The 16,483-nt window shown below is 58.7% G+C and carries 17 protein-coding genes and 1 tRNA gene; 3 read left to right on the forward strand and 15 right to left on the reverse strand.

Annotated elements, in window-relative coordinates; translation table 11 throughout:
- Window positions 1-28 precede the first annotated feature (28 nt).
- Complete coding sequence (locus ACT7DV_RS05320) at window positions 29-1,075, forward strand: M24 family metallopeptidase (protein ID WP_444661211.1); 1,047 nt, start codon at window positions 29-31, stop codon at window positions 1,073-1,075.
- A gap of 73 nt (window positions 1,076-1,148) precedes the next feature.
- Here the strand turns inward: ACT7DV_RS05320 and ACT7DV_RS05325 are convergent, their stop codons facing one another.
- The 4 genes from ACT7DV_RS05325 to ACT7DV_RS05340 form a co-directional block, all read right to left on the reverse strand.
- Entirely contained in the window at window positions 1,149-2,057 is a 909-nt protein-coding gene (locus ACT7DV_RS05325; RefSeq protein WP_444661212.1) for an NAD-dependent epimerase/dehydratase family protein, read from the reverse strand.
- A gap of 8 nt (window positions 2,058-2,065) precedes the next feature.
- A complete protein-coding gene (locus tag ACT7DV_RS05330) occupies window positions 2,066-3,421 on the reverse strand; it encodes a Gfo/Idh/MocA family protein (protein WP_444661213.1) in 1,356 nt (451 codons plus the stop codon).
- Between the two features lie 93 nt (window positions 3,422-3,514).
- The gene (locus tag ACT7DV_RS05335) at window positions 3,515-4,495 is read right to left on the reverse strand and encodes a carbohydrate ABC transporter permease (protein ID WP_444661214.1); all 981 of its coding nucleotides are present in this window, start codon (window positions 4,493-4,495) and stop codon (window positions 3,515-3,517) included.
- A complete protein-coding gene (locus ACT7DV_RS05340) occupies window positions 4,488-5,414 on the reverse strand; it encodes a carbohydrate ABC transporter permease (RefSeq protein WP_444661215.1) in 927 nt (308 codons plus the stop codon). The genes ACT7DV_RS05335 and ACT7DV_RS05340 overlap by 8 nt, the downstream gene beginning before the upstream one ends.
- Before the next feature lie 204 nt (window positions 5,415-5,618).
- Here ACT7DV_RS05340 and ACT7DV_RS05345 point away from each other — a divergent pair, with 204 nt between their 5' ends.
- Window positions 5,619-6,896: a mandelate racemase/muconate lactonizing enzyme family protein gene (locus ACT7DV_RS05345; protein ID WP_444664782.1), complete on the forward strand. Its 1,278-nt coding sequence runs from the start codon at window positions 5,619-5,621 to the stop codon at window positions 6,894-6,896.
- A 65-nt stretch (window positions 6,897-6,961) separates the two neighbouring features.
- On the opposite strand, the gene ACT7DV_RS05350 is transcribed toward ACT7DV_RS05345, so the two are convergent.
- From ACT7DV_RS05350 to uriH, 9 genes are all read right to left on the reverse strand, one after another.
- Window positions 6,962-7,684, reverse strand: a complete 723-nt coding sequence (locus ACT7DV_RS05350) for a glycerophosphodiester phosphodiesterase family protein (protein WP_444661216.1) — start codon at window positions 7,682-7,684, stop codon at window positions 6,962-6,964.
- Window positions 7,681-8,475, reverse strand: coding sequence for an HAD family hydrolase (locus ACT7DV_RS05355; protein ID WP_444661217.1), 795 nt, complete (start codon window positions 8,473-8,475; stop codon window positions 7,681-7,683). Before ACT7DV_RS05355 ends, ACT7DV_RS05350 begins: the two co-directional genes overlap by 4 nt.
- Window positions 8,476-9,375, reverse strand: a complete 900-nt coding sequence (locus tag ACT7DV_RS05360) for a PfkB family carbohydrate kinase (RefSeq protein WP_195182040.1) — start codon at window positions 9,373-9,375, stop codon at window positions 8,476-8,478. It lies immediately after the preceding gene.
- A gap of 11 nt (window positions 9,376-9,386) precedes the next feature.
- Window positions 9,387-10,055: an alpha/beta hydrolase gene (locus ACT7DV_RS05365; RefSeq protein ID WP_444661218.1), complete on the reverse strand. Its 669-nt coding sequence runs from the start codon at window positions 10,053-10,055 to the stop codon at window positions 9,387-9,389.
- Window positions 10,055-10,843: an enoyl-CoA hydratase/isomerase family protein gene (locus ACT7DV_RS05370; protein WP_444661219.1), complete on the reverse strand. Its 789-nt coding sequence runs from the start codon at window positions 10,841-10,843 to the stop codon at window positions 10,055-10,057. The genes ACT7DV_RS05365 and ACT7DV_RS05370 overlap by 1 nt, the downstream gene beginning before the upstream one ends.
- A 32-nt stretch (window positions 10,844-10,875) precedes the next feature.
- Window positions 10,876-11,622: a LysR family transcriptional regulator substrate-binding protein gene (locus tag ACT7DV_RS05375; protein WP_444661220.1), complete on the reverse strand. Its 747-nt coding sequence runs from the start codon at window positions 11,620-11,622 to the stop codon at window positions 10,876-10,878.
- A gap of 85 nt (window positions 11,623-11,707) precedes the next feature.
- Window positions 11,708-12,139 carry a universal stress protein gene (locus ACT7DV_RS05380; protein WP_444661221.1) on the reverse strand — a complete coding sequence of 144 codons (432 nt, stop codon included), beginning with the start codon at window positions 12,137-12,139 and terminating at the stop codon, window positions 11,708-11,710.
- A gap of 49 nt (window positions 12,140-12,188) precedes the next feature.
- Complete coding sequence (locus ACT7DV_RS05385; RefSeq protein WP_444661222.1) at window positions 12,189-12,896, reverse strand: dienelactone hydrolase family protein; 708 nt, start codon at window positions 12,894-12,896, stop codon at window positions 12,189-12,191.
- A gap of 87 nt (window positions 12,897-12,983) precedes the next feature.
- Window positions 12,984-13,955 carry a uridine-preferring nucleoside hydrolase UriH gene (gene uriH / locus ACT7DV_RS05390; protein ID WP_444661223.1) on the reverse strand — a complete coding sequence of 324 codons (972 nt, stop codon included), beginning with the start codon at window positions 13,953-13,955 and terminating at the stop codon, window positions 12,984-12,986.
- A 149-nt stretch (window positions 13,956-14,104) separates the two neighbouring features.
- On the opposite strand from uriH, the gene ACT7DV_RS05395 reads away from it, so the two are divergent.
- Window positions 14,105-15,154, forward strand: a complete 1,050-nt coding sequence (locus ACT7DV_RS05395; protein WP_444661224.1) for a LacI family DNA-binding transcriptional regulator — start codon at window positions 14,105-14,107, stop codon at window positions 15,152-15,154.
- Window positions 15,155-15,177: 23 nt separating this feature from the next.
- On the opposite strand, the gene ACT7DV_RS05400 is transcribed toward ACT7DV_RS05395, so the two are convergent.
- Together ACT7DV_RS05400 and ACT7DV_RS05405 are read right to left on the reverse strand one after the other, a co-directional pair.
- A complete protein-coding gene (locus tag ACT7DV_RS05400) occupies window positions 15,178-15,714 on the reverse strand; it encodes a YdeI/OmpD-associated family protein (protein ID WP_444661225.1) in 537 nt (178 codons plus the stop codon).
- Between the two features lie 435 nt (window positions 15,715-16,149).
- Window positions 16,150-16,233 (reverse strand) — tRNA-Leu (locus ACT7DV_RS05405).
- Window positions 16,234-16,483 lie beyond the last annotated feature (250 nt).

A 16,483-nucleotide genomic window follows, 5' to 3' on the forward strand; every position in this document is an offset into this window, starting at 1 on the left:
CGAGTACACGAAAAAGCATACTCAGCTCATGGAAATCGTCCGGGCGCGGGGTGCGCAAGCGGTGTTGCTCTCCACGCCCGCCTCGCTAGCGTGGCTCCTCGGTGGCGCGCGCACGCATGTTTCACTTGCAGCGCCTCCCGTCGCCCGGGTTTTGATTCACGCTGAAGGCTGCGAGCTTGCTACTTCAATCAGCGAAGCGCAACGGCTGCAGGACGAAGAACTCAATGATCAGAATCCGGTGAATCTGCACGTCACCAATTGGTACGAGCCGCTGGACGAGATCAGTGCCTGGTTCCCCGAAGCCGCAGAATGGAAGATTCTCGCAGAGTCCGAGCTCGGCCCGGAGCTCCGTGCCATGCGCACGGCCTTAACTGCAACAGAAGTGGACCGCTACCGCCAGCTGTGCCAGGACACTGCCTCAGTGATGACCGAGGTTTTGTCCGCCGCTTCCAGCGATGACACCGAATTTGAGGTCGCGGCCAAGCTTGCTGCCGGTGCCATGACGCTGGGGGGAGAAGTGCTGGTGGCTCTGGTGAGCGGTTCCACCCGCGCCGAATACCGGCATCCACTACCGACAAAGGCACCGCTGGGCCGCAAGGCCATGGCGGTGCTATGCGTAAGGCGGAACGGACTGATTGCCAATCTCACGCGCTGGGTTCGTTTCGAGCCGCCCACAGAGCAAGAAATCGCCGGGGAAAATGACATTCTTGGCGTCGAGGCAGACATTATTTCCGGCATCGTGGAAGACAGGGCCCTCGGTGAACTGCTGCCTATCATCCAGCAAGCCTATCCAGATCACGGTTTTGACGAGCTGGAGTGGACGCGACACCATCAGGGCGGAATTGCCGGGTTCAACGGCCGGGATCCACGTCTGGCTCCCGGAGCAACAGACCGATTCCAGGCAAACCAGGTCTTCGCGTTCAACCCGAGCGCACAACGCAATGGGCAGACTTTTAAAGTCGAGGACACCATGCTGTTGACTGAATCCGGTGCCATCGAAGTTCTTAGCGTGGACCCTCATTGGCCAACGACTGTGGTCAACGGATTGCCCCGGCCCCGGGTACTACAACGATAAAAGAGCCTGGAAAAATTCGTGGGTGAGGGGAATTCGATTCCCCTCACCCACCAGTTTTCTCTGTGCGAAGGCCCTAGACCTTGGCTTTGAGCTCGGATCTCCAGCTTCTCTTCGGTTCCCAACCGATCACTTCGCGTGCTTTATCAATGCTGAAGGCGGGGCTATCTCCGGTCAGGCCTGTAGCCAGCGACGCGAGCTCCGGGTAGATCTCTGGAATGATCTCCGAGAGTGGTCGAGTAGCCATGGCGTCCTTGGCTCCCACGAAGAACACCGCACCATTGTCCACGCGGTCAAATCGCTCGAGCAGCAGCAGCAGAAAGTCTGCAACGTCGCGGGCATCTACATAATTGAATAACGCCGGTGCTGATAGCTTCGGATCCCGCAAACGCTCAGCTACCGTGTGACCCTGCTGGGTCGGTGATCCGTCCCATTCTTCTTCCGCAATCACAAAGCAGGGACGGAACGAAGCAAATTTGACCGGGCTCTCCGGCCCCATCTTGGCGGCGAACATGGCCGCGATCTGTTCAGCGACATACTTGGACAATCCGTAGGCATGCCACGGCCGCGGTGTTTCGTTTTCGTCCAGCGGGAGCTTTTCCGGAACCCAGCCACCGGGTGATCCGTAGCCCATGATCGATGGGCTGGAGGCCAGGACCACACGCGTCGCGCCAGACTCCACAGCGGCCGAGGTGACGTTGTGCGCGATAGTCGCATTGGTCCGAAGCAGAACTTCTTCCGGAGCCATAAATGGTACGGCCATGGCAGCTAGCGAGACGACGGCCTGAGGAGAAATTTCTTTGAATGCTGTGTGCGTGGCTTCGGCATTCATCAGGTCGATGCTGCGATAGTCAACGCCGGCCACTGGTTCTTCGGGTAGCCCTCGGTCCAGTGAAACGACATCGTGTCCTGCAGCCGCGAAACCTTCGACAACCGCCCGTCCCAACCGGCCAGAACCTCCGGTAATAATAACTTTCTCACTCATGAATTCAATTACACCTGAACCTGTTCAGCTGACGACAAATTAACACCAAGTCCGGCGTGTGCTACATCCATTGACTCGCCGGTTTCCAAAGATTTGTTCCCGCAGATTCCCACGGCGATAGCACGCACTCCGTCCAAGAATCCGGCCTGTCGCGAGTAGGCATCAACTTGGCGGCCTTCGAAGAGTTCTTGAAGCAGCAGCTTGTCACCTCCACCATGCGATCCTTCCGAATTGATAATCGGAATTTCTTGCGCTTCCTGCCAATGTCGCTGCACTACAAGTCGCTCACCTTTGGAGCGCACTTTGCTGCTCTGGCCATCGTCGCTGTAGGACGGATCGACGGGACGCCCACCCGAAGCCGGCAGGACTGCTGCCCGTTCGACAACATCCAGTTCAAGCCGGCCTTCGGTTCCGTTAATAGCCACTCGATATCCTTCCCAAGGGCTGTGCGCATTAAGCGAATAGGAGAGAATTGGCCCCTTCTCGTACTGAACGGTCAGGCTCAGATTATCCTCAATGGAAATTTGCCCATTAAAAACGCCTTGATCTCTCCGGTAGCCATCAAAATGCTCATTGGCCAAATACAGTTTTTCCAACCGTTCATCGCTGCGCAGATCAAGGTCAAAAGGTTCTTGGTCACTGAGATCATGAGTACCTCGTTCGTGCGTTTCAAAGCCCCTGGCCGCAGCATTTTTTGGCCCGTAGAATTTCAGTCCGCCAGCGGCGAAGACGCTGTGCGGCGAGTCTTCGAGCCACCAGTTAACGAGGTCAAAGTGATGACTTGATTTATGGATCAGCAGCCCGCCGGAATTCTCTTTGAGTCGGTGCCAGCGGCGGAAGTAGTCCGCGCCGTGAACAGTATCGAGCATCCAACTGAAGTCGATGGATGTCACCCGACCAATTAGTCCCTCGTCAATGGCTTTTTTCAAGGCCGTGTTTCTCGGAGAGTAGCGATAGTTAAAGGCCACAATCACTTCGCGTCCAGTATCGGCCACGGCCTGTGCGATGCGGGCGGTGCTCTCAGCATCGATGGTCAACGGCTTTTCCACGATGACGTCGGCTCCGGCATACATGGAGGTGCAAATCAGTGAAGCATGGGTATAGTCCGGTGTCGTGATGATAACCCGGTCGATGGAGTTTTCCTGGATGAAGGGCTCCAGGTCTTCGGGGTCGAAGGAGCCTAGGCGTTCTCCAAAGGTCTGCTCGACAACATCTTGGTAGTACTCGATGCGCCCCGGGTTCGTATCCGCCAAGGCGACCAATTCAGCGACGCCGTTGTGATCTCCGAGCATGGAAGTGATGTACATTTCGCATCTGTTTCCGGCGCCGATCAATACGTAGCGCGTGCGCTTGGTTGTTTCCATGTGTTTACTCCTTAGCTATGAACCGCAGTGATTGCGTAGGTATCAAACATGCCAATGGCCCGGGCTCTGAAGCTCCGGGCCATTGGCATCTGTTTATTTGATGCCGGTCGTGGCGATGCCCTTGACCAGATACTTCTGGCCGAAAAGGAAGGCCAGGAAGACCGGGATGAGGGTAATGATCGACATGGCGAAAAGTGCACCCCAGTTGGATTCACCTGTGGAGTCGATGAACGCGTTCAATGCCACCTGCACGGTGTAATTGCTCGGGTTCGTCAGGTAGATCAGAGAGGTGAAGAAGTCGCTCCAGGTCCAGATGAAGGTGAAGATCGCTGTCGTGGCCAATGCTGGAACCATGAGCGGCAAGATCACCTGCAGGAAGATCCGGGGATGCCCCGCGCCATCGATACGGGCAGCTTCGTCCATATCCTTGGGAATACCGCGAATGAACTGGATCATGAGGAAAATGAAGAACCCGTCGGTTGCCAACAGCTTCGGGACAATAATCGGCCAGAAGGTGTTGACCCACCCGATCTGCGAGAACATCACGTACTGGGGCACGATGATCACGTGGATCGGAAGCATGATCGTCATGAGCATGAGCACGAACATGATTTTCTTGAACTTGAATTCAAGCCGGGCAAACGCGTATGCCGCCATGGAACATGAGACCAAGTTTCCGATAATGCAGCCAAGGACCAGGACGGCCGAGTTCAGCAGGTACTTGCTGAACGGCTCGGACAAGGCATCCCACCCGTTGGGGTAGTTGTTCCAGTCCACCTGCGAAATGACAAGGCCTGCTTCACGGAAAATCAAATCATTGGGCCGGAAGGAACTTGCTACCATCCACAGCAGCGGGTAGATCATCACACCCGCCGCCAGAATCAATAAGGCGTGCTTCAGCACTGAACGCCATGGTGTACGCATCTTGGGTTTGTGCCCCTTGACCCTGCGGCCCTTGGCGTCGGTTCCACCGGCTGGTGGTTTCTGGCCTAGCATCTTCTCCTCGTCGAGAATATGGCCTTGCTTTGCCTGGTCAAGATCCCCAGACCTCGGCACCGAAGTTTGATTAGTCATCGTAGAACACCCAATACTTTGAAACGAAGAAGTTCACGGCAGTGAAAGCTCCGACTATGAGGACCAGAAGCCAGGCCATTGCCGAGGCATATCCCATGTCGAATTGCTTGAAGCCTTGCTGATACAGATACAGAGTGAAGAACATCGTGGAGTCAGCCGGTCCACCCGAACCATTGGAAACGATGAAGGCTTGGGTGAAGTTCTGGAATGCACCGATGATCTGCAACACGAGGTTGAAGAAGATGATCGGGCTAATCATTGGAAGTGTAATGCTGCGGAACTGTCGCCATTTGGTGGCCCCGTCAATTGACGCGGCTTCGTAGTACATCGCGGGTACCTGGCGCAGGCCTGCCAAGAAGATCACCATCGGTGAACCGAAAGTCCAGACATTGAGCAGGATCAGGCTTCCAAGAGAAGTATTGGGATCGGAAATCCAGCCAATACCTTGAATTCCTACAAGGTCCAGCATCTGGTTGACCAGACCGGTGGTTCCGAAGATCTGCTTCCATAGCACTGCGATAGCTACGGACGAACCGAGCATTGAAGGCAAGTAGAAAACGGATCGGTAGAACGAGAGTCCGCGCATTCCCCTGTCGAGCAGGATGGCGACGCCGAGTGCTACTGCCAGCTGCAGCGGTACGCCAATCAAGACGTAAGTGAAGGTCACTCGTAGTGAGTTGTGAAGTCGCTGGTCATCAAGCATCCGCTGGATGTTGTCAAAACCGGTAAACTCCGGTGATTGCAACAGGTTGTAATCCGTAAAGGCGAGGTACAGCGACATCGCCATCGGCCCCAGGGTGACCAGGAAGAGCCCTATCGTCCACGGGATGAGGAAGATATGAGCTGCCTTGTTGTCTTTTGCAGAAACCTTCCGACCCTTGGTCTTATTTAGGCTTTGCAACTCGGCAATGGCACTCACTGGCCATCACCTCCTTTCAACAGAACGCTAAGGTGCCCCTTGCGAATCGGGACCGACATGACTGACTCCTTGCTTCGAAAAATGCTTCGCCAAAATGCTTTGGAATGCGCTTTCCAATCTCTATTCCACAACGCTAAACTAAAGACCAACGTGAGGTCAACCACATTCCCAAGATGACTAGCCGAAGGCTCGTTGGCATCCTTGATGCCAGCCCGCAAACCCAATATGCACTCTTGGAGTGCATCCGAAGTTCATAGAAGGATTCATAAATTGCCACAAGTCAGAGACGGTTTTAAAGACGCCATTGAGTCCATAGAACTGTATCTAGTTTCACTGCCATTTGACGCGGCGCGTCGCGAAACCGAAGATTCCAATGCGGAATCAATCGATGCTTTCAATGCATCATCAAGAACCTTCACCCAGATGGAATCCTTGATCGTAAAAATAACCACGGTCCAGGGACTTGTTGGCTGGGGGGAAGGGTTCGGGCACAAGGCCAATCCAGCCACGTGGGCAGCGCTTGAGCATATCGTAGCTCCTTTCTTCTTAGGTCGAACCACCGAGTTGGACCAATGCCTACCCGCTGCGGAATACGCCTTTCATGCATTCGGACGCACCGGGCCAATCCACTACGCGCTGTCCGCTATTGATATCGCCCTATGGGATATCGCGTCGAAGCAAGCCGGCAAGTCCCTCCGCGAATTCATTGATGCCGATGCCCGCCATGAGATCAACGCCTACGCATCGCTGGTTCATTATGCAGAGGACCCGACAGAAGTTTCCTTCCATCTCTCTCGCGCCATGTCCCGGGGGTTCAAGGCGTTCAAGTTGCACGAATCGTTGAAACCAGCCATTCAGGCAGCGCGGCAAACCGTCGGGGAATACCCGTTGATGGTCGACGTGAACTGCAAATGGCGATTGCCGGAAGCCCGTACGGCTTTTGAACAGCTTTCCGACATGAATCTTCTATGGATCGAAGAGCCCGTATTTCCTCCAGATGATTCGCAGTCCCTGCAAGAGCTGAATTCCGAATTCAGCAATGTTTCAGGCGGCGAGAACCACTCGGGAGTCCACGGTCTGATCAATGACATGGAACGCGGAGCAATCGAGTTTGCACAACCGAGCATTGGCAAAATCGGTGGCGTCAGCGCAATGCTGCAAGTGCGAGAGGCCGGCAAGAGACTTAACGCCCACGTCATTCCCCATTGTTTCTATTACGGTCCAGCTCTTCTGGCCAGTGCCCAAATCATTGCCCTAGATCCTACGGTGCGCCTGCAGGACGGCCAAGCACGTCCAGAGCTGGAAGTCCCCTTCTTGAACTGGGAAAAGCAACTGCATCCTTGGCATGCACCGCATCAAGACCTTCTTAACGACGACGGCACCTTGCCCTTGCCAACGGCTCCAGGAATCGGCTTCGAGCCAGATACCGAAATAATGAGCCAGCATACGATCAAGTACTGCTCCCTCGGAACGGCCGAATAGGCCCTCGAACAGCACTAGCTGGGCAAGATTTCGTGAAGTGCATGAAATCGTTTTCATCCGCTGCGTCAGGATCCAAGCACCTTCATCAACAGCTCCGCGTCATCGCTCATGATGGCATCAACATTCTGGTCAACGAGCAGCCTCATGGTTGGCTCATCGTTAATCACCCAAACGTGCACCTGCGCACCAGCACGCTGGACGGCCTTAGTGAAACGACGCGTAGCCACCGGCAGCCATGCCTGCTTGAAGGGCACCTGCACCGCCCAGAAGTCTTTAACCAGCCTCTGGGGAACCCAACCGAAAAGGTGGGCGCAGAGCCAAATGAGGATGATTTCGCGTTGCCCCGGCGAGCGCCTGATGGGTGCCGAGAGCAGGTGGCACACCGCGTGGCTGCGGGCGCTGGAGAATGAAGCCAGAGCGATTTGCTGATGTGCCCCGCGCCGCTCGATCAACTCGGCCAGCGGGCCAATGACTTGCTCGTCTTTGACATCGAGGTTCACGATCCGCGCTTGCGGAACAGCATCCAGCAGTTCATCCAGCGTGCACAACGGTTGTCCCCCGGCGGTGATCTGCGCGAGCTCTTCATCGGTGCGCTCGCCAAATTTACCCGTGGCATCGGTAATCCGATCCAGCGTCTCATCGTGGAATAGGTAGACGGTGCCATCGGCCGAGGCGTGCACATCGGATTCCAAATGGGCTACTCCCAGTTCCACTGCGCGCTGGAAGGCAAGGAGCGTATTCTCTTCATCGGACCGGCGCACCCCGCGGTGCGTGAATGCGTAGGTCATTTTAGTAAGTCCTCGATGACTTGGGCGACACCGTCTTCAGCCAATGGCGGTGCGCAATAGCGGGCGGTTGCCAGCGTCGTGGGATGCCCCGAGGCCATGGCGTAGCCGTGGCCGGCAAATTCGAGCATCTGGATGTCATTGGGCATATCCCCGAAAGCCATGACTTCAGACGGGTCGATGTCCAGGCGCTGGCAGTATTCATTCAGGGTCCTGGCCTTGTGGATGTCCACGTGGGCCATCTCCAGCAGGGACACGTCAAAGGCGGAGTGGGTGATGGAAACTAGGTGGCTGAGCTGGGGCCTGACTGCGGCATAGAAGTCGTCAATGGCCAGGTGCTGGGAGCGAGCAAGGAATTTGACGATGCCTTCCTGGTCAATGGCATCCGAAGACAGATCCAGCATGTCCTGCACACCAAAATTATGATGGCGATCGGCGAAGCCCTCGCCAAGATGCAGGCCCTTGGTGGTTTCAGCGGCAAAGGCCGCTTCGGGTTCGATCTGCGAAATAATCGCGGCCGCTTCCCGGGCCTTGGCTGCGCTCAGTGTCCGGGACCAGATCACCTCGTCTTGTTCCAGGTCGTAGAGCACCGCGCCGTTGGAACAGATCACGGTCCCCAGGCCGCCGAATGCTTCGATGATCGGGGTAAGCCAGCGAAAGGGCCTGCCGGTCACGAAAACGATCTGGATCCCGGCCTTCCGGGCGTCCAAGAAGGCCTGCCGGGTGCGTGGAGAAATCTTGCCATCGGGGGCGACGATGGTCCCGTCCAGGTCTGAGGCGATCAGCTTGATCACCTAGAGCTCCTCGCGCCGCGGCGGGTTGGCGCCGGCCCGCTGAACGGTCACGGCAGCCGCTTTGGCCGCAAATTCAAGGGCTTGGGAAAGTTCGCTGATCTGCAGCTGGCCAAGCTTTTTGCGGTGGGCAGCACCAATCATGCCGTGCTCGGCAAGCCAGCACAGCAGGGCCGCGGTAAAGGTGTCGCCGGCGCCCACCGTGTCGGTGACTTCTACGGAGGGCGCAATGAACTCGGCGTCCCCGGCACGCACCACGCCCCAGGAACCACGCGATCCGGCGGTGGAGACGACAATGGCCGGCCCCATATCCAGCCAGGCACGGGCCGACTCCTGGACCGAACGCATCGGGTACATCCACTTCAGGTCGATTCCCGAAACCCGAACGACATCGGCCTGGCCGACGAAGCGTTCCACCTCGGCCACCGTCTGGGCGTGATTGGTAACCAGGGACGGGCGCAGGTTCGGGTCATAGCTGATGGTTGCGTGGGTGCGGGCTGCAGACAGCAGCGGCAGCAACTCCTCGGGACTGAACAAGGTGGCGATAGAGCCGGTATGCACCAGCTCGACATCCTGCGGCAGTTCCGGTCCAATGGTCGGCATCTGCCAGTAGGCATTGAAGGCGAAGGCCGCGCCGCCGGCGGGGTCAAGGATGCCGTGGGCGATGACCGTCGCCTCTTCGTCGGCGCCGCCGAGGTATTTGACGTTGTTGCTCTTGAGGTATTCCTCGATCTTCCGGCCCTTGTCATCGGCGCCCCACCGCGAGATCAAGGTTCCGGGGTAACCCAGGCGGGCCAGTGACACCGCGACGTTCAGCGGGCTGCCGCCAACAAATTCCTGGGCTGGGGCGATGCCCGAAGCCAGGACGTCAACGAGGGCTTCACCGATCACGGTCGGGTTCATGCTGCTCCTTATTAATAGTGCAGGGGTGACAGGGCGCGCACGCAGGCGGCCCATTGGCTGCTGCGCGGGTCAATCCAAGTGTAATGATCGCCCTGGAACATCGCGAAGCGGTAGTCCTGTCCGAGTGCCGCCGCCTTCTGGACTGCGCGCCGGGCAATTCTCGAAGGAACGTCGGCATCGTCCCGACCATGAAAGATTACGACACGGGCGGGCATCGGCCATAATTCCACCGGATTGTAGGTGGCCAGCGGCGCGCCGTCCAGCAACAGGTCCACCGCCGAGTCGCTGAGCGCCAGCTTGCGCGCATATTCCAGATCCAGCAACCCGGCCTGGCTGATGATCTGGGTGACGCGCGAATCATTGGCAGCCAGCACGCAGGCCAGCTGGGCCCCGGCCGAGTGGCCGATCAGCGTAATCGGCCCTTCCTCCTTGATCAGCCCCAAGGCCAGACGGGCGTCGGCGAGCATCGCCGCCGCGCTGCCGGGCCCCCGCCGGTATTCCAGGTTGTAGGCCGGTATCCCCCGTGCGGCCAGGTCCCGGGCCAGCGGAACACCCAGTTGCGCCGTGTACTTCTCGCGCCAGTACCCGCCATGGATGATCATCACCGCACCGGCAGCCGTGCTCTGCTCGGGATCGAAAAACTGCAGGTGCTGGTCAGGGTGCGCCCCGTAGTGCATCACTAGTTGCCGGGAAAGTTCGGCGATCGCTTTTCAACGAAGGCGGCCCGGCCCTCCACCGAGTCATTGGTGGTGAAGGCACGCTGGAAGGAGTCCGCTTCAACCAGCAGGGCATCGTGGGTGTTCAGTGCATCCATCGCCACCAGCGCGGTTTTGGCGTTGGCCACAGCGGTGGGCGAAACAGCGGCGATCTCTTCAATGGCGGCCACGGCCTGGTCGATCAGTTCGCTGGCAGGCACCACCCGGTTGGCCAAGCCGATGCGCAATGCCTCGGCGGACTTGATCCGGCGCCCGGTGAAGATCAGCTCGCGGGCCATGGCACTGCCCACCCGGCGCGGAAGACGCACGGATCCGCCAAAGCCGGGCACCAGGCCCAGGTTGACTTCAGGCTGGCCGAAGCTGGCATTCTCCGACGCGTAGATGAAGTCGCAAGCCAGAGCGATTTCGCAGCCGCCGCCGAGGGCAAAGCCGTTGACCGCGGCGACCACCGGAACCTGCAGGGATTCCAGGCGCTCGGTCACCGAATGCATTTGCCGCCCGTAGGCCAGGGCCTGTTGTGCGTCCATGGCATTCATCTGCACGATATTCGCTCCGGCCACAAAGGACTTCTCCCCGGCACCGGTGATGATCACGCCGCGGTACTCGAATCCGGTGGTTTCGAACCAGTCGACAAAGGCTTCCAGGTCGTTGACTACCTCCTGGGCCAAGGCATTGAGCGACTTCGGCTGGTTGATGGTCAGGATCAAGGCAGGGCCACGCGAGGACAGCGCGAGCGTATCGAATTGCTTCATGGCTTCACTCTACCCATGCCCGCGGGCCGGTTCTAGCGTTTCTTGCGCCCCTTGGATCCGCCGGGCTTGCCTGGTTTGCCGCCATTGCTGCGCGCCTGCTTCTTGGCCAGCTCCTTTTGGCGCTTGGCCGCGGTCTGGGATTTGAGCTTGGCTTCGAACTTCGCCTTGTCGTTGACGCGCTTGGCCTTCTGCTCGTGGTTGCGCACCGAAGCCTGGCGGGAGGAATTTGCGCTGCGCCCGCGCACGATCCCGATGAATTCCTCGAGCAAGGCGGTGTCTTCCATGGCTGCAGGCCATGCGATGCCCACCTGCGTTGGCGTGCCGCCTTCCACAAAGCGGGAAATGACATCCTTGCGGGCAAAAAGCCGGGCAATGCTCTGTGGCACGCGCAGGACCTGGGCGCCCGAGGCCACCACTTCCATGGCAACGCCGATGCCGCCTACCGCTTCGGGATAGTCGGCGATATCCAGCTGCGCGAAACCCGCGACCACCTCGGCGGGGATGGATTCGTCGTAGTATTCGGCCTCGTGGTCCTTGGCCGCGCAGACCACTTCGAGTTCCTCGTAGAGCGGGATCACGTGGCGGGTTTGGTCCTTGGGTGATTCCCCGTGGTAGCGCACGAACACCGCGTCGGCCCGATCCTCGGCCAGCAGATCAAGAATCTCGCCGTCATCCTGGCGCCAAGCTTGGAGCTCAACCTTCGGATAGCGCTCCTTGAAGCGATCCATCCATTTGCCGGGGGTGACGCCGGTGGCGTAGGCGATTCGAAGAGTTTGCACGGGTTAAGCCTACGCTGTGCGGGGTTAAATGCTGCAGGCGGGTACCGATGAACGGTACCCGCCTTGTCAGCGCAAGCGCTTTGGCTTACTTGTCGGTCTTCACAACCAGTACGTCGCATGGTGCCGAGTGGGCTACCGAGGAAGCTACGGAACCGAGCACGCGGCCCAGGCCCTTCATGCCCACGTTACCGACGACAATCATCGAGGCCTTGCGGTCCTCAGCGTCGGAGATCAGCACGTCGCCTGGCTTTCCGTGGCCTGCTGCGGCGGTGATCTTAACGCCTGGGACGCTGTTCTTCACGTCGTTGGCAACACGCTGGGCCAGCTTGCGAGCCTGCTCTGCGTCGTCCAGGATCCAGGTGTCGGAACCGATGGAAACGACTTCGGTGTTGTCCGAGGCGTGAGCGGTGACGACCACCAATTCAGCGTCGAGCTTCAGTGCCAGTTCCGCGGCACGGCGAGCTGCGCGCTGTGCGGTTTCCGAACCGTCGACACCTACGATGATGGTTTCTGACATATTGCTCTCCTTATTTAGTAAGTGATGCTATTAAGTGATGTATAACACTTTATGGCCTTGAGGCCACTTTATCCTGTAAAAAGCCGACGGCGCGTTCCCAAGCGATAACTGCCTGCTCAGGGTCGTAATTTCCGGCGGTATTTTCGTCATTGTGGAAGGCATGCTTGGCGTCGTAGAAGTAGTACTTCACGTTGGCGCCGGATTGCTTGCGGATTTGCTCCTCCTGGGCGCGGGCCTGCTCAGGCGGGTACATTTCATCAAAGTTGGCGTAGTGGCCCTGGATCTCGGCACGGATTCCGGAGAAATCATTGGGCACACCCTGGCCGACACCGTAGAACGGAACGGCCGCCGCGATTTTTTCGCCCTGCTGCGCGGCGAGCTGCAAGACGAATCCGCCACCCATGCAGAATCCGATCACGCCGAGCTTCTCGCTGGTGACATGCTCGTTGGCCAGCAGGTAATCCACGGCTCCAGCCAGAAGCTGGGCACCCTTCGCTTCGGGAAGATCGGCCATCATCTGCCCTGCTTCTTCACCGTCGTGGGTGATGGATCCGCCGTACAGATCCGGTGCGAGGGCTACAAAGCCGAGGGCAGCGAGTCGGTCCGCGATATCCCGGATATGGTCAGTCAGGCCCCACCATTCCTGGATCACGATAACCCCGGGGCCCTTTCCGGAGTCAGGCACCGCCAGGTAGCCGTGTGCTTGCGCACCCGAGGATGGGAACGTCACGTTCTGGTGCGGGGTTTTTCCTGCCATTACGCCTCCTGATCTTCGTGTGATCCCAGTTTATGCAGGTCTGAGCCTAATTGGCATTGATGTGCCCCACATTAGCCAGAAGTTGTTCTACTTCCCGGCTGTGACTTCGCCGATGCGCTGCAGCGCGTCGGTCACAAGACCCCAGAATCCGTCGTGGTCCAGGTCCACGGCCACCGAGGTGTTGCACTGTTCACCGGCTGGAGCGCGGAAGTCGGTGACCGTCATGCCAAGGGTCAGATCCCCGCGAAGTTCCACGTTGACCGGCGCCTTCACGGTGCGCACGATCTGCGGGTCGATCACGTAGGCCACCGCGCAGGGATCGTGGACTGGTGGTGCGTCAAAGCCTTGGTGGTCGCGGTAGGCCCGGGCGAAGAAGTCCATCAGTTCGCGCACGAATTTGGCCGGTCCGGTACCGATCCTCTCGATGCTCTGCACGACCTCGGCGGTGGCCAGCGCCTGGTGGGTCAGATCCAGTCCAACCATGACCACGGGCCAGTCTTCGTTGAAGACGATGTGCGCGGCTTCCGGGTCCACCTTGATGTTGAATTCGGCCACGGCGCTCCAATTGCCGGTATGGTAGCCGCCGCCCATCAGCACCACTTCGCGCACCCGGGAGACGATCCGCGGTTCCTTGCGCACGGCGAGCGCAATGTTGGTCAGTGCCCCGGTTGGAACCAGGGTAATCTCCCCTGGTTCGTGGCTCATGACCAGGTCGATGATGACGTCCACCGCGTGGCGGGGGTCCAGTTCAATGGCCGATTCCGGTTGTTCCGGTCCGTCCATGCCCGAGTCACCATGGACCGCTGCGGCGGTTTCCACCTCGCGCACCAGCGGCCGGGCACAGCCGGCGGCAAAAGGGATCCCGCTAATGCCGGCGATGGTTCCCACGGCGAGCGCGTTGGCGGTGACCTTCTCCAGGGTCTGGTTTCCTGCGACGGTGGTGACGGCCAGCAAATCGATGGCGGGGCTTCCGTGGGCCAGGATCATGGCAACCGCATCATCATGCCCTGGATCGCAGTCCAGAATGATCTTGCGGGGCTTTTCACTGTCCTGGGCCATGATGCCCTCCTTATTTTCCGCCGGCGGGCGGCCGGTCATTGATCACGATGCGAAGTACTTCATCCTAGGCAATTCTTTCCTGTTCTCCGAGTTGCGTCAAGCGCTTAACTTGTGAGTTGGTCCGGCGGATGTGCGACTACGATGGAGCCATGACGATTGCTGAGAAGACCGGAAATCACCGCGAACCACGCCGGGTCACCGCAGCCATGGTGGCAGCGCATGCAGGCGTGTCCACGGCAACGGTCTCCCTGGTCGCCAACGGAAAATCCTCCGGACGAGTCTCCGCCAAGAATGAGCAGCGCGTGCGCGAGGCCATCCGAGAACTCGGCTACGTTGTCGACAGCATCGGCAGTTCACTGGCCAAGGGCGTCAGCTCCCTGGTTGTCTTGGTGGCCCCGGATATTTCCAACCCGTTCTTCGCCAAGGTCATCGCCGGTGTTCGCTCGGTGCTGGCCAGCGACTACCAGCTGATGCTCTCGGTCACCGATGCCGGCGTCTCCCCCAGCGCCAGCGAAACCCGCAAAATACTGGGCCTTCGTCCGGCTGGTTTACTAGTGCACGCGCCGAGCCAGGAATTCCTTGAGGAAATTGGCGGCAACCTGCCCATGGTCGCCCTTGATGCCCCTGGCATTAGCGCGAAATTCCCGGCCGTCAATATGGATGTGGCCCAAGGAGCCCGCGATGTGGTGGCGCATTTTGCCGCGCAGGGGCACACCCGGGCCGCGTACTTGGATGCAATCACCGGAACGGAGACGCTCGCGGTGCGCCGGGAAGCATTCCTCCAGGCAGCTGGGGACTTCGGCATCGAGGTCTTGCCCAGTTCGGTCGCCAGCTCCATGATCGATGTCACGGCCGCATCCGCCGCCTTCAGCGAGCACTGGCCATCATGGAAAAAGGCTGGGGTCACGGCGCTGGGTTGCGCCACCGACAACCACGCCTTCGGCGTGCTCCACGCTGCCCGCACGCTTCAGATTCGCATCCCGCAGCAGCTGGCCGTGGCAGGCTTTGACGACCTGCCCTACTCGGCCACGTCCAACCCCGCCATTACCTCGGTGCAGCTCAACGCCCAGGAAGGCGGGCGCTTGGCGGCCCTGAAGCTGCGCTCCTTGCTCGAGGGCAAGAGCCCAGAACCGCTGCAGAGCATGCTGCCCAGTTCCCTGGTCGTACGCGGTTCCACTGTGATCGATGGGGACCGCTAGCTCCCGGTCACCGCTGGGACGAATTACTCGACGAGCTTCCCGCTCTTGGCCAGGTCCGGGTTGGTGCACGAGGACAGGTCAAAACAGCAAGGACGGCGCTTGCCATCGCGCAGCTTGGAGATGCTGACCTCAACGCGACGCTGGCGAGTATCGGGATTCTTGGTGGAACCTACCCAGCGAACCCATTCCCACCGAGCCATCGGGGTCAATCCAACCCAGGTCGAATCCAGGTCGCTGGCCTCCTCCAGAGCTTCGGCGAGGTCAGAGGGCACCGTGGTTTCGGGCCAGCTGGAACTTGGCTGAACTAATAGCTGGAACTGCTGCCCCGGTTCGCCCTCGAGTGCTGGCGCTTGATCCGCTTCGAGATCCAGCCAGTGTCCGCGACGCCCGTCGGGATCAATCACTACGGTGCTCCCGGCAAAGTCCCCGAGAAGATCGAGAGCCACTTGACCCCTGCTCGAGAGCAGGTCGCTGGATTCTTGTTCAAGGCGAAGGATCCGATGCCCGTTGACCAGATCAAGAGTTCCGCGAATGTCGAATGGTTCTTTGGACGCTGCCACGATGCACTACCTTTCAATTCATCATTGGAAGTCTAGTCCAGTCGCCGAATTCTGGCACGGGCCCAAGACGCACGGCATAAGCAAAGTTCCGATGCTTGCCTTGCCGGCGCCCGGTGGCTGAACAGGCCAAGCCGCAATCGATATCCAAGCCTTGAAAAGGCCATCGAAGCCTTGGCTGCAAGAGCTCAAAAGGTGCCGATCCCTTGATCGAGAGCGGAATCACCCAGGCAATTTTTCGAGATCCCAGCGCCGCGTTCGAACGCAGGGCGATTCACGATGGATTACTCGGTGAAACCTCGACGGAAGGGGACCGTCATGAAGTTTCCGGCTCGCCGTCGGAAATTGTTATCAGAACGATGCCAAACGGCTTAGGGCAATGAAAAAAATAACCCCTGACCTGAACTTTCGTTCATTTCAGAGGTTATTTTCATTTTGTGCGCGAGGGGGGACTTGAACCCCCACGACCTTGCGATCACTGGCACCTGAAGCCAGCGCGTCTACCAATTCCGCCACTCGCGCATATCTAGTTTTTGTTGCTTCGTGCTTTTGCAACAAGAAATAGCTTACACACACATTTTCAGTTCACCTAATCGATGCCCGCTTATGTGGCCAGAGACACAGGCTTTACCACCTGACCTCTGTATCGTTGAGACCTCTCAGCATGGACCACCCAAGGATTTTTCGGCATTTCCACAGCTGAAAACAGTAAGATCGAATATGAAGTTCTGTGTTCACTGCTTTTCAGCATGAATGCGAGACGCTAAGACAA

The organism is Glutamicibacter sp. TV12E, assembly GCF_052441935.1.
Classification (GTDB): Bacteria; Actinomycetota; Actinomycetes; order Actinomycetales; family Micrococcaceae; genus Glutamicibacter.